13 protein-coding genes are annotated in these 12,946 nt (G+C 70.0%); 8 read left to right on the top strand and 5 right to left on the bottom strand.

The annotated features are described in order from the left end of the window. Positions 1-80: 80 nt before the first annotated feature. The 3 genes from DFJ69_RS11960 to DFJ69_RS11950 all read left to right on the top strand — a co-directional run bounded on the left by DFJ69_RS11960 (position 81) and on the right by DFJ69_RS11950 (position 3,019). Positions 81-899, top strand: a complete 819-nt coding sequence (locus tag DFJ69_RS11960) for an alpha/beta fold hydrolase (RefSeq protein ID WP_116022549.1) — start codon at positions 81-83, stop codon at positions 897-899. 149 nt (positions 900-1,048) lie between these two features. Next, complete coding sequence (locus tag DFJ69_RS11955; RefSeq protein ID WP_116022548.1) at positions 1,049-1,702, top strand: response regulator transcription factor; 654 nt, start codon at positions 1,049-1,051, stop codon at positions 1,700-1,702. A gap of 6 nt (positions 1,703-1,708) precedes the next feature. Beyond that, positions 1,709-3,019, top strand: coding sequence for a sensor histidine kinase (locus tag DFJ69_RS11950; RefSeq protein WP_116022547.1), 1,311 nt, complete (start codon positions 1,709-1,711; stop codon positions 3,017-3,019). A 31-nt stretch (positions 3,020-3,050) separates the two neighbouring features. On the opposite strand, the gene DFJ69_RS11945 is transcribed toward DFJ69_RS11950, so the two are convergent. The 3 genes from DFJ69_RS11945 to DFJ69_RS11935 form a co-directional block, all read right to left on the bottom strand. Then, entirely contained in the window at positions 3,051-3,584 is a 534-nt protein-coding gene (locus tag DFJ69_RS11945) for a hypothetical protein (RefSeq protein WP_116022546.1), read from the bottom strand. An 88-nt stretch (positions 3,585-3,672) separates the two neighbouring features. Next, on the bottom strand, positions 3,673-4,116 hold the full coding sequence (locus DFJ69_RS11940; RefSeq protein WP_116022545.1) for a hypothetical protein: 444 nt from the start codon (positions 4,114-4,116) through the stop codon (positions 3,673-3,675). Next, positions 4,113-4,388, bottom strand: a complete 276-nt coding sequence (locus DFJ69_RS11935) for a hypothetical protein (RefSeq protein WP_116022544.1) — start codon at positions 4,386-4,388, stop codon at positions 4,113-4,115. Before DFJ69_RS11935 ends, DFJ69_RS11940 begins: the two co-directional genes overlap by 4 nt. Before the next feature lie 319 nt (positions 4,389-4,707). Here DFJ69_RS11935 and DFJ69_RS11930 point away from each other — a divergent pair, with 319 nt between their 5' ends. The 5 genes from DFJ69_RS11930 (at position 4,708) to DFJ69_RS33735 (ending at position 11,010) form a co-directional block, all read left to right on the top strand. Then, positions 4,708-6,039: an NsdA family TPR-like regulatory protein gene (locus tag DFJ69_RS11930; RefSeq protein WP_484419659.1), complete on the top strand. Its 1,332-nt coding sequence runs from the start codon at positions 4,708-4,710 to the stop codon at positions 6,037-6,039. Between the two features lie 2,368 nt (positions 6,040-8,407). Continuing rightward, positions 8,408-9,088: a YbaB/EbfC family nucleoid-associated protein gene (locus DFJ69_RS11925; protein ID WP_170177620.1), complete on the top strand. Its 681-nt coding sequence runs from the start codon at positions 8,408-8,410 to the stop codon at positions 9,086-9,088. A gap of 26 nt (positions 9,089-9,114) precedes the next feature. Next, on the top strand, positions 9,115-9,531 hold the full coding sequence (locus DFJ69_RS11920) for a hypothetical protein (RefSeq protein ID WP_116022541.1): 417 nt from the start codon (positions 9,115-9,117) through the stop codon (positions 9,529-9,531). A gap of 43 nt (positions 9,532-9,574) precedes the next feature. Then, positions 9,575-10,264, top strand: coding sequence for a WXG100 family type VII secretion target (locus DFJ69_RS11915; RefSeq protein ID WP_116022540.1), 690 nt, complete (start codon positions 9,575-9,577; stop codon positions 10,262-10,264). Positions 10,265-10,296: 32 nt separating this feature from the next. Then, positions 10,297-11,010, top strand: a complete 714-nt coding sequence (locus DFJ69_RS33735) for a hypothetical protein (RefSeq protein WP_147312273.1) — start codon at positions 10,297-10,299, stop codon at positions 11,008-11,010. A gap of 20 nt (positions 11,011-11,030) precedes the next feature. On the opposite strand, the gene DFJ69_RS11905 is transcribed toward DFJ69_RS33735, so the two are convergent. Both DFJ69_RS11905 and DFJ69_RS11900 read right to left on the bottom strand, forming a co-directional pair. Further along, positions 11,031-11,480: a winged helix-turn-helix transcriptional regulator gene (locus DFJ69_RS11905; RefSeq protein WP_116022538.1), complete on the bottom strand. Its 450-nt coding sequence runs from the start codon at positions 11,478-11,480 to the stop codon at positions 11,031-11,033. Positions 11,481-11,527: 47 nt separating this feature from the next. Further along, positions 11,528-12,940, bottom strand: coding sequence for an MFS transporter (locus DFJ69_RS11900; protein ID WP_245974272.1), 1,413 nt, complete (start codon positions 12,938-12,940; stop codon positions 11,528-11,530). Between the last annotated feature and the right edge of the window lie 6 nt (positions 12,941-12,946).

Here is a 12,946-nt window from a genome sequence, read left to right as displayed (position 1 = left end):
TGCCGGTTGTACGGCGGGAGCGGTTTCGGGACGGTATCGGCGCACCCGCCATGTCGGTGGCCCCGCCTAGGGTCGGTGGAATGGCACACGTGGCATCACGCGACGGCACGTTGATCGAGTACGACCGGGCGGGGAGCGGCCCGGCCGTCGTCCTCGTGGGCGGCGGTCTGGACGACGGATCGGAGAACGCCCCGCTGTTCCCCGCGCTGGCCGGGGAACTGACCGTCGTCAACTACCGCCGCCGTGGCCGTGGCGGCAGTGGTGACGTGCGGCCGTACGCGCTGGAGCGCGAGATCGAGGACCTCGCGGCGCTGATCGCCGAGGTCGGCGGGCCGGCGCACCTGTTCGGCGCCTCCTCCGGCGGAGCCCTCGCCCTGGAGGCCGCCGCAGCCGGTCTCCCGATCGCGAGGGTCGCGGTGTACGAGGTGCCGTACGCCATCGGGGAGGAGGCGATCGCGACCTGGCGGGAGTACGTCGCGCGTCTGCGGTCGGCGCTGGCCGCAGGTGAGCGCCAAGAGGCGCTCGCACTGTTCATGCGGCTGGCGGGCTCCTCGGAGGAGGACCTCGCCGCAGCCCAGGGGTCGCCGATGTGGCCCGCACTGCTGGACCTCGCGCACACACTCGCCTACGACGCCGCCTGCCTGGGCGACGGGCCCCCGCCCGCCGCGCGCCTCGCCACGATCACCAGGCCGACGCTGGTGGTCACCGGGGCGGGCGTCGACCCGCACATGGCGGGGTTGAGCACCGATTTCTTCGGCCTCGCCGCCGACGCGATCACCGCCTGCATCCCCGATGCCCGACGCCACACCATCGACCGGCATGGGCACACGGTCGACCCCGAGACCCTCGTTCCGCTGCTCACCGGCTTCTTTTACGGCGAGCAACGGAGCGGTCCCTAAAGTTGAGACCGTCCCGAAACCCGGGCTGAGGCACCGTGGAAACGGCCCTTTCATCAGGCAGGGGTCGGGTCGGTTCGGGCGGAACCCGGGCCGAGGCACTGTGGAGGGGCGCGGCCCTTTCGTCGGGGCCGGGTCGGGAGGAGCGGCGGGTGCGGGTTCTGGTGGTCGAGGATGACGAGGAGATGGCGCAGGCGGTCGCCGTCGGGCTGCGGCGGGCGCGGATGGCCGTCGACGTCGCGTTCGACGGCGCCTCGGGGCTGGAACGGGCGCTGGTCAACGACTACGACGTGATCGTTCTCGACCGGGACCTGCCGCGCACCCACGGCGACGAGGTCTGCGCCCGGCTCATCGACGCGGGCTGCCGCGCCCGGGTGCTGATGCTGACCGCCGCCGCGACCACCGAGGATCTGGTGGACGGCCTGGGCATCGGCGCGGACGACTACCTGGCCAAGCCCTTCGACTTCCCGGTGCTCGTCGCCCGCGTCGGCGCGTTGGCGCGGCGGGCGCATCCGGCGGTGCCACCGGTGCTCCGACACGGCGACCTGGTGGTCGACGCGGCGCGCCGCCGGGCCGTGCGCGGCGAGCGGACGCTCAAGCTCGCGCCGAAGGAGTTCGGCGTCCTCGAACTGCTGCTCGCCTCCAAGGGCCGCACCGTCTCCGCCGAGGAACTGCTGGAACGGGTCTGGGACGAGGCCGCCGACCCGTTCACCAAGACCGTCAAGATCACGATCAGCCGGTTGCGGGCCAAACTCGGCGACCCTCCGGTGATCGAGACCGTCGCCAAGTCGGGCTACCGGATCTGAGGTCCCATGCGCCTGTTCTCGCCGCCGCGCCGCACCGTCCGGCTGCGGCTCACCCTTCTGTACGGGGCGTTGTTCCTGGTCTCCGGGGCCATGCTGCTCGGGATCACGTACGTGCTGGTGGACCGCGCCACCGGCGGGTTCTACAGCTACGAGGGCCCGAACGGCCGGACCAACGCCTTCATGGAGTCCCAGCGCAAGGAGCCGCAGCCCGTGCCGCCGGAGGGGCGGCGATGGTCGATCGCTCCGCCGTCGGAGTCCGGAGGGCTCAGCCCGGAGCAGGCGATGGTCGAGGATCGGCTGATCAAGGAGGGGGCGCGACGGCAGCGGTCCGAGCAACTGCGGCAACTGCTGATCCAGTCCGGGTTCGCGCTGGCGATCATGGCGGTGATCTCGGTGGTGCTGGGCTGGCTGGTGGCCGGTCGCGTGCTGCGCCGGCTGCGCACGATCACCGCCGCCGCCCGCCAGATCTCCGCCACCAACCTGCACGAACGGCTGGCGCTCGACGGACCCGGCGACGAGCTGAAGGATCTCGGGGACACCTTCGACGACCTGCTGGCCCGGCTGGAGGCGTCCTTCGAGGCCCAGCGCCGGTTCGTCGCCAACGCCTCCCACGAGCTGCGGACCCCGATGGCGCGCCAGCGGACCCTCGGCCAGGTCGCGCTGTCGGACCCCGACGCGTCCGTGGAGTCGCTGCGCGCGGCGCACGAACGCATCCTCGCCGCCGGTGAGCAGCAGGAACGGGTCATCGCGGCACTGCTCACCCTGGCCCGGGGCCACGCCGGCATCGAACGTCGTGAGCCCTTCGACCTGGCCTCCCTCACCGACGGGATCGTCGCCTCCCGGCTGCCCGAGGCCCGATTCCGCAACGTGACCGTCCGCACGGCGCTGGCCCCGGCCGTCGCGACCGGCGACGGCCGACTGGCCGAACGCCTGGTCGTCAACCTGGTGGACAACGCCCTGCGGCACAACGTGGACGGCGGTCGGGTCGAGATCGTGACCGAGACCCGTGACGGACGTGCCGTCCTGGCGGTGCGCAACACCGGGCCCGTGGTGCCCGAGGACGCGATCTGCCGGATGTTCCAGCCGTTCCAGCGACTCGGGGAGGAACGGACGGGGCGCGGGCTCGGGCTCGGCCTGTCCATCGTGGAGGCCATCGCCGGCGCGCACGACGCCCTCGTCGACACCGCCCCCCGGCCCGACGGCGGGTTGTCGATCGAGGTGGGATTCCCCACGCTTTCGGAGAACGGCGACGGAACGGCTCCCGTGCGTCCCGCGCACCTCGTCCGGAGTGGCCGAGCCCGGTTCGGAGGGGAGTGAACCGGGCCCGGCGCCGGGGCGATGCCCGACCTCAGGGACGCGCGTTGTGCTGGTTCGAGTTGCCCTTGATGCCCAGCTTCTGGTGACAGGTCTTCTCGGCCTTCTGGAACACCGGGTTGTCGGGGCCCATTCCGCCCATCTTCTCGGCGTCGATGTTGAGGCCGCCCTGCGCGTTCGGGTCCGGGAAGTTCGGCACGCCGTTCTCGCGCATGCACTTGGAATACTTCAGGGCCTCGGCGCGGTTCTTCCCGTCGTCCTCGCTGCCCGGCGGCGGTGGCGGCATCAGGTACTGGCACGCCTTTTCGGCGGCCTTGTACGTGGGGGAGTCCATCTTCACCTTGTCGCCGTCGATCGAGAGACCGCCATTGACCGGGTCGGGGAACTCGGTGACGCCCTTCTGCCTCATGCACTTCGAATAGGCGATCGGGTCGGGCTCACGTCCCGACCCGTTCTGCACGTTCGCCTTGCCGGTGGGGGCCGCCCTGGCGACCTTCCCGCCGTCGTCCGACGAGCCGCCGGAACAGGCGCCCGCCAGCAGTGCGACGGTCGCCAGCCCGACGGCCATCAACCTGTTTCCGTACATCCCGTTTCGGCCTCTCGTCGAAATTCCGTGATGAATCCTTTTCTACGGAGCCGACGGTTTCGGGGAGGTATCAGATTCGCCGTCTGCGGAACAGCCGCCGTTCCCGGTGCGCGCGATGGCGTCCGCGCCCCTCCTCGGGAGGCGCGGCGGCACGGGCGGTCCCGCTCCGCACCGCCGCGCCCGTCCGCGCCACCGGATGCGGCGGCGCGGACCGTTGGACCGGGCGGGTGTGCCCCCTCCAGTGCACGCCCGTCCCGATCCGGGAACCGCCCGCGCCGGCCGCCGACGCGGGCCGGGGCGAACGGGTGGCGAAGAAGTCCCGCAGCACACGGGCGAGCTCGACCGGGGTGCCGGCCTCCAAGGGGACGTCGCGGCCGGAGCGGTCGGCCACCATCGCCCACCAGTGGCGGGTGGACTCGCCGAACCAGATCACCGCCTCCGGGAACCGCGCCGCCAGCGCCTCCCGTGCCCGTTCGACGTCGATCGGGGCCATCCGCCCCACGGCCGCGCTCACGACGAGGCCCGTGCGGAGAGGTGCGCCTTGAGGGACGTCACGGCGTCGGTGACGCGGTCGGCGGGCGCGAGGGGGCGGCCGGGGACCGTGAAGAACCACAACGTGCCCGCGTCGTCGGCCCGGGACCGGCAGGTGACCGGGTCGGAGGTGGTCCCGGAGTGGGGGTCGTGGACGAGCAGGCCCCGGCCGGTCAGGTCCACGTCGAGGCGGTGCGCCTTCAGATGTGCGGCGAGCGCCGCCAGCCGGGCCTCGGGGGTCGTACGATCGTGCATGGGTCAGCACCTCGTTTGCTGATCAAGGCCCCGGCCCGGTGCTCTCTTCACCTGGCCGGGGCCGTTTCGTGTTTTTCGGGCGGTGGAAACTCGCCGCGCGACGATGACGTCGTCAATGGCCATGTCAGGCCCGCTCTCGTCGCAGTCAGTGAAGCGCATGCCACCGTGGGATCACAAGGTGGAGAATGGTGGAGACTTTCCGGTGTCGGGGTGGGGAAAAGGTGGAGAGAAAGTGGAGACAAGGTGGAGACGACCCGGCGGTCATAAAGTCTCCACCTTCTCTCCACCCTCGGGCTGACCTGCGGGAACGAGGTGGGGAATGGGTGACGGGGAGCGTCCGGTCTGGGCGGTGCGGCTGCAGGGCGAGCGCGAGTCGCGACACTGGGGTAAGAGAGAGATGGCGCGACGGCTACATCGCGCCCTCGGTATCGATACCGGGGAGAGATCGGTGATCAATCTGGCCCGGCAGATCTTCGACTGGGAGAAGGGCCTGCACTTCCCCCGCGACTGGGCCGCCGCGTACGCTGTGGTCTTCGATACGACCGAAATGCGCCTGTTCGGTGATCTGCCGGATTCGGCCACCCGTGATGTCGAGTCGGCGGGTACCGTGAATGTGAAGACCCGTCCCGAAGATGGGGATGATGCTGTGAGACGTCGAACGCTGCTCGAACTGCTGACCGCGATGAGCGCGGGCCTCGTGGTACCCGCCGCCACGATGGACGCCGTGTTCGCCGACGTGGAGAACGCGGTGGGCGGCCCCGGTCCCGACCTCGACGTCGCGGAGTGGGAGCACACCGCCTGGGAGTACGCCCAGTCGCTCTGGGTCTGGCCGGTCGGGAGCATGGTCCACCGGCTCGCCTCGGATCTCATGAGCCTGGGCGCCGCCCTGAAGACCGGGCCGGAGCGCGAGCGCAAGGATCTGCTGCGGGTCAGCGCCCAACTCTCCGTCTTCCTGGCCACCGAGTTCGAGGACCTGGGCAGGCCGACGGAGGCCGGCCGCGCGTACCGGGTCGCGCTCCGGGCGGCGGAGGACGTGGGCGACCGCCACCTGGCCGACTGGGTGCGCGGCGGCATGGCCGCACGCGCCGTCTGCGAGCGCCGTCCCCGTCATGTGGTCGACGCCCTGGCCCGCGATGTCATGGCCAACGCGGGCGGGGTTCCCGGCGTCGGGCAGCTCAAGGTGCTGAGCGCCCACGCGAGGTCGTGCGCCCTCCACGGCGACGGGGCGGGCGCGGAGCGTTCGCTCCGCGCCCTCTCCACGGCACTGGAGAAGGCACCCGCAGAGGTGACGACGGACAAGGTGTCGGCCTGGGGATGGCCGGAGGCCAACCTCCGCTTCCACGAGGGCCTCGTGTACGGAGTCCTGGGCGACCCCAAACGGGCGACGGACGCGGTCGAGCACTCCCTCAGCCTGGCCGCGCGTGAGAAGGCCGGCGGCCGCCTCAACTCCGAGCTGGTCCGTGCCCTGGCCCTCGTTCAAGACCGGGAGGTCACCGAGGGCCTCGACCATGCCGTCTCCCTGGCGGGCACGCTTCCCTCCAGCTCGCTGCGTCGCCTCATCGTCGGCGAGATCCTCAAGGCCCTCCCCGACGACAGGGCCCGCGCCCTTCCCGCCGCACGCGAACTGGCCGCCCTTCCCACCTCGAGCTGAACGGTCAGGTGACAAGGCCGCCCGGGCTCTTCCCGCCGCGCGGGAGCCGGCGCCCCTTCCCACGTCGGGCTGAACGGTCGGTCGACAGGACTCAGGCGCTCCCCACCGCGCGGGAGCCCGGCGGCCGTTCCCGGCTTGGGCTGAACGGTGAGGTGACAAGGTCCGGGCTCTTCGCGCCGCGCGGGAGCCTGCTGTCCTTCTCCCCTGGACTGAGCGGTCGGGCGACAAGGCTCGGGCGCTCCCCGCCGCGCGGGAGCCGGCGGCGCTTCCCGGCTTGGACTGAACGGTCAGGTGACAAGGCTCGGGCGCTCCCCGCCGCGCGCGAACTGGCCGTCTTTCCCACCTTGGGCTGAACGGTCGGGTGACAAGGTCCGGGCGCTCCCCGCCGCGCGGGAGCCCGGCGGCCGTTCCCGGCTTGGGCTGAACGGTGAGGCGACAAGGTCCGGACTCGGGCGCGCCGCGCGCGAACTGGCCGTCTTTCCCACCTCGGGCTGAACGTCGGGTGACAAGGTCCGGGCTCTTCGCGCCGCGCGGGAGCCGGCGGCGCTTCCCGGCTTGGGGTGAGCGGTTTGGGCGACAGGGCTCGGGCGCTCTCCACCGCGCGCGAACTGGCCGTCTTTCCCACCTCGGGCTGAACGGTCGGGTGACAAAGTCCGGGTCCTTCGCGCCGCGTGGGAGCCGGCGGCCCTTCCCGGCCTGGGTTGAACGGTCGGGTGACAAGGTCCGGGCCCTTTGCGCCGCGCGGGAGCCGGCGGCGCTTCCCGGCTTGGGGTGAGCGGTTTGGGCGACAGGGCTCGGGCGCTCTCCACCGCGCGCGAACTGGCCGTCTTTCCCACCTCGGGCTGAACGGTCGGGTGACAAAGTCCGGGTCCTTCGCGCCGCGTGGGAGCCGGCGGCCCTTCCCGGCCTGGGTTGAACGGTCGGGTGACAAGGTCCGGGCCCTTTGCGCCGCGCGGGAGCCGGCGGCGCTTCCCGGCTTGGGCTGAACGGTCGAGGGACAGGGCTCGGGCGCTCCTCACCGCGCGCGAACTGGCCGTCCCTCTCACCTCGGGCCGAACGATCGGCGACAAGGCTCGGGCGCTCCCCGCCGCGCGAGCCGGCCACCCTCCCGGCTTGAACTGAACGGGCAGGGGAAAAGGGCCGTGCTGCCGCCGTCCGCGAACTGGGCGCCCTCTCGGCCGTGAGTTGACCGGTCAGGCGAGATCGGCGGCCGTCATGCCGGCCGGTGGGCCCGGTGGTGTGGTGACCAGGTGGCGGGGTGGCCGCTGCATGAGTTCGAGCTGGTGGCCATCAGGGGCGGTCGGCCACGACGTCCGGGTTCCCGGTCCCGGCTTCGTCGGGGGCTCGGTCGTGCCGGCACTGGTCGCGAGACCGCCTGTGGTGGCATCGAGGTCGTCCGCTTGGACGACGAGGTGAGTGACGGTGCCGTTGGCAACGAGGGGGCTTGTGGTGGATCACTCCGGCGAGGGGCTCAGGGACGGACGCGAGCACGGCTGAAGAGGGAGTGGGCAGCGGGGAGGGCCGGGGGTCGCAGTGCGCGTCTACCCGTACCCGGAGGCGGGGGACTTCCCCGACGGGGCCACGTACACGCGGTACGGCGGCGGCAAGGGCAAGGGCGACTGGGTGGCGCGGCAACGTCGGGGCTCGGCCCAGTTGGCGTTGAGGGAGACGTCGATGGCCTCGATGGCCAGGATGGCGGGGGTCCACTCCAGGGTGTGGGGACGACCACAGCTTCGTGGGTGGCGACCTTGGGTTGTGCTGCATCTTCAGGTGGTTTGCGGCAGGGCGAGCCAATTGATGTCCACCTTGTGGTGGTTTCAATACTCAGATCCCAGTGTCAATCGAGGGTGCAGGGCCGGGGCCCCGTCGCCATGACCGCAAGTGGCCACCTCTCTGTGGAGCAGGGGGAAACATGTCCATTGATGCAACATTCGGACTTGTCTCCATACTGGCATCAAGCTACGGTTTACTCGCCCTATGTGCACACGGTCATGGTGATCATTACAGGCTGCCGTGACCGAGCGTCGGCCACCGAGCCCGCGCTCTGGAAGAGGTCCTGGAATGGTAAAAGTGATCAACGTGTGCACCTGTCGAGCCCGGTGATGACGAGATGCGCGAATCTGGAAATCCGATAGACCAACTCCTCAATCAGGACCTGGTGGATCCGCCCGGGACCCCTCGAGAGGTCACCGAGCGACTCGAAGCCGCGAGTGAACGAAGCGATGTGGAGGAGCCGGAGCCGTCAGGGCGGACGGCGTACCCGGTTCTCGAAACATCCGCGTCACGGAATGGTGATTCAAGCCCGTCATGGTCGGAACAGGCCGCAGATCACTCGCAAGGGGCCGTAGAGGGTCCTCGGGCGGAGAACGTGGGGGGTGCGAATCCTCACGACGAGGCCCGGAAGGTCCGTGAGCATCTCGACCGTCTTCTCGAAAGCGTCCGCACCGCCAGTGAACAGGCCCGAGAGGAGCGGATCCACGCACACGATGACGACGGCATCGTCACCATCGTCGCGAACGGTGACGGGGATGTGCTGGACCTCCGGATCAAGGCCGCGACGCGAACGAACCCGCGGCAGCTCGGAGCACGGATATCCACAGCCGTCTCGCGGGCTCGGGGGGCGGCCGCGGCGAACCTGGAGACCGCACTGCGATCGGCGCTTCCCACGAGCCCGGCGGGTGAGGAGATCGCGAGACTCACCGATCTCTCGGGCACCGCGCCCAATCCCGACCACCTTGACCACGACGGGTCCCCGATCACCCGAGCGGCCATCGCGCAATCCATGGAGGCGATCCATCGAGCGGCGGCGAAGGGCGTTCAGCGCGCCGGTGAACAATTGCATCACGAGATCGGAGCGGGTGCGGGGACCGTCACGATCAACGTCTCCGGCACCGAGATTGCGGTGGAGATCGAGCGCGACGCTCCGGGCAACCTGGGTGTCGACAGGTTGGCGGGCCAAGTGCTCAGCGCTCTTCGAAAGGCCATCTCGGACGCGGCCGAACGGCGTGTGATCGCCGCGCGTGAACTGCAATCCGACGAGTACAGGTAGGCGACCGAGCGAACGGACGACAGGCGATGACCCAAGAGTACCGCGAAGAGCAGGAAGCACTTCGTGCACATGCGGTCGCGTTGGAGGAGCAGGCCACGAAATGGCGTGAGATCAAGGACGCCACCTTCGAGACGACCGTGACGAAGCTGTGGGCGCACGAGTTCACCTATGCCGGGCATAACGTCCGGGAGGCATATCGTGATCTGTGGGAGAAGTATTTCAGCTACGCACTGCAGGCGGAACGCATGATGACCGATGCGGCCGAACTCATCCGGCACGCGGCGGACAACTATGGGAAGGCCGAGGCGCGCTCCAAGGACGCGGTGCGCGGTCTGTCGCTGACCGGGCGGGACGATGCCCTCATCAGGCAACGAGACGCCGATGCCGAGGCGGGTCGCAAAAGCCGGGGCGGCGGCGAGTCCTTCTGGACGCCCATCCGCTGACCGATGGCCGTTCGCGATCGACCTGACCTGAGCGGGGTGAACAGTGACAGATCAGTCCGACCTTCCGTGGCCCATCTCCAGAGCCGTTCAATGCGCGATCCTGGTGGCGCCGCCGGCCGGATACTGGACGAAGAAGATCTACGAGCAACTCTGGGGCGACGTCGGCCGCATCAAGAACGCCGGAGATGCCTGGGAGGTGGCGGCCAAGAACGCACAAGGATCCATCAACGATCTGGACGTTCACGTCGAGAAGATCTTGGGCGGCGAGAAATGGACTGGGGAGGCCGCCGAAGCCTACAAGACCTGGGCCGCCGAGGTGCAGTCGAGATACCTCATGCCGGTGCACAACGGAATGCGGCAGACGCAGAAGGAATTGCTGGCCACCGCAGAGGTGGTCGAAGCCATGCGGCGAACCCTCCTCACCTCGGCGGTGGAGTTCGTCGTGGCCTTCATAGCACTGTCAAAGCTCAATCCCATCACCGTCCTCCTCGGCGTTGCCGGGATCGAACTGGTGCAAAGCCATACAGTCGGCCTGCTGGACATCTGGGACCACTATATCCGTGCACTGGAGCCGCAAGCCGCGGCAATGCGCAGGATACCCGACGCTCCCGAGACGCAAGTGGGGATGAGGCTTCGCTATCCGGACGGCAGGGGTGTGCAGTTGACGACCCCCCCACTGCACCGAGAAAAAATAGGAGATTGGAGCGACTGGGGGAAAGTGAAGATTGAATGAAAGGCCCGCAAGACTCGGTCCTCAACGATCGTATGAAGTGGCGCAACCGTGGTGTCGTGGCGCTACTGATTCTCGGCTATTGTACCTATTTCATAGCCTATCCCCATCTTCGTGATCACGGCTACCTGACGTGGGGGATTCCGCAGGACACCCCACCGGCGGTGGTACGTACTCGGCCGGCGCGATACGTGAAGCTGGCATTGCTCGATCGCAGTGATCCTCTTGATCGTCGCAGTGATGATCCGCGAAGACTCAGCGTCGGTGAGATATTCTGGGGAATGCGGAAGCTGTCATATGGGCGCATGGCACTCGAGCTCGCCGGCACCCGTGATGACTCAGATTGTGCGTCCGCGGTCTGGGGTGACGAAGTGCGTGCCGCGTTGGCTCGGGGGGATTGCGACCAGGTCATCCGCGGTCAGTACCGCGCACCTGAGGTCGGGATGGTCGGATTGCTTGTGGTATTCAAGCTCCGGGACGGTGCTGCGGCGGTAGATCTCCTGACCGTGCTCGACCATCCAGGGTCGGGTTTCATTCACCCTTTGCGTCCCGGCCTTGCACATGGCCACATCTCCGGCGGTGGCGAGGCGGATGGTGACGGCTGGGGACATTACGCGATCATCCGCTGGGCGTTCCCACAGAGCGCCTCAGCGGGTGCCGATACAGCGCTCGTCGACGACGCGCTCGGCGCGTTGAGGTCGGCCGATGATTTCGCCTTCGATCGCCGCTGGGCCGTCGAGAACCCCTGAGCCAACGGCCAAGCCCTGAGTCACTGATCGGAGTAGACCCCCCGGCCGGTCGGGGAGTGGGCCCCGGTGCCGGCGGGCCCGCCGCAGTGGGCGCAGACGACGACCGGGTCGAGGGTCTCGCCGCAGGTGTGCTTCCAGCGGACGGGAGGGTCGTCGGCGTTGATGTGGCGGTCGCCCCACTTCATGAGGGTGAGGATGACGTCGCCGAGCTCACGGCCGGCCGGGGTCAGGTGGTACTCGAACCGGGGCGGGTGATCGCTGTACGGCTCGCGGCGGACGATGCCCGCGCCTTCGAGCTTGCGCAGGCGTGTGGTCAGGATGTCGCGGGAGGCCCCCGTGTTGCGGACGATCCCGTCGAACCGTCGAACGCCGTGGAAGATCTCGCGGACCACCAGCAGCGTCCACCGTTCGCCGACCAGATCGAGGGTGTCGGCGACGGAACAGGGGCGTGGCCTGGTGTCCTTGGGCATGGTCCGCAGATTAGTCGCCTTTTCCAACCCGGTGGACGGCCCGGACGTCATGGCGTGCGGGTCCGCCGGAGGAAGAGGGCGGCCAGGGCGGTGGCCGCCGTCGCGAGGACGGTGAGCAGCCAGCCGTCGTCGAACGCGGCGAGCGTCTCGTCCGGGCCGTTCGGGGTGCCGAAGGCGGCGACCAGCATGGCGACACCCACGACGACGCCGATCTGGCGGGCCATGGTGACCACGGCCGAGCCGGTGGCGAAGCTCTGCGGCGGCACGGCCGAGACCGCCGCGCCGATCAGGGTGGGCAGGGTGAGGCCGACCCCGATGCCGGTGAGGACCATGCCGGGCAGCATCCCGACGGCGTAGCCCGAGTCGGCGTCCAGGACGAGGATCCACCAACCGAGCCCGGCCGCGAAGAACAGGCAGCCCACCAGGGAGACCACGGCGGCGCCCACCCGCTGGATGACGGGGCCCGCGCCGATCGCCAGGCCGGGCACCATCAGCGGGCCCGGGGCCACCGCGAGGCCGCTGCGCAGCGGCGACCAGTCCCAGACCTCCCGGCACCACAGGACCGTGGAGAGCAGCATCGCGGCGAACGCCACCCCGAAGAGCACGCTCGCCAGCGTCGCCGTTCCGAACACGGGGACGCGGAGCAGCGACAGCGGCAGGACCGGGTCGGGATGCCGGGCCGACCGGACGACGAACGCGACGGCCAGCACGACCGCCGCCGCCAGGCTGCCGATGACCTCGACCGACCCCCATCCCCAGTCCTCGCTCTTGACGACCCCCAGCGCGAGCGCGGCGACCGCGATCGTCAGCACGGTCGCGCCCACCAGATCGGGCCGTCCGCCGCCGGACGCGAGCGGAGTGCGGGGAAGGACGCGCGGCCCCACGACCAGGACGGCCAGCCCCACGGGCAGGTTGATCAGAAAGATCCAGCGCCAGTCCACCTCCGTGAGCAGCCCCCCGATGACCGGGCCGAGGGCCGCCGCCACGCCTCCGATCGCCGTCCAGGCCCGTACCGCCGCGACGCGCCGTTCGGGGGGAGCGGCGGCCAGCAGCAGGCTCAGCGAGGAGGGCATCAGCATGGCGGCGCCGGCCGCTTGGACGACGCGGGCGGCGACCAGCCACCACACCGAGGGGGCCAGCGCGCACAGCGCCGAGGCGACGGTGAAGATCGCGGTCCCCAGCAGGTAGGTGCGTCGCGCGCCGATGCGGTCGGCGACGTTGCCCAGCGGAACGAGCAGCGCGGCGAAGACCACGGCGTACGCGTTGAGCACCCAGGACAGCGCCGACAGCGGGGCCCCGGAGAGGCCGTCGCCGATCTCGGGGAGGGCGACGTTGACGATGAACATGTCGAGGTTGGACATCGCCACGCCGGCGGCGACGACGATGAAGACGGGCCCGAACCGGGCGGGCGCGGCGGTCCCCGGCGGTGTTCCGCCGGTCCGGACGTCGGTAGGGCGCACCGGGCT

The sequence above is a fragment of the Thermomonospora umbrina genome (assembly GCF_003386555.1).
GTDB lineage: Bacteria > Actinomycetota > Actinomycetes > Streptosporangiales > Streptosporangiaceae > Thermomonospora > Thermomonospora umbrina.
This window is presented reverse-complemented; position numbering and strand designations above follow the sequence as displayed.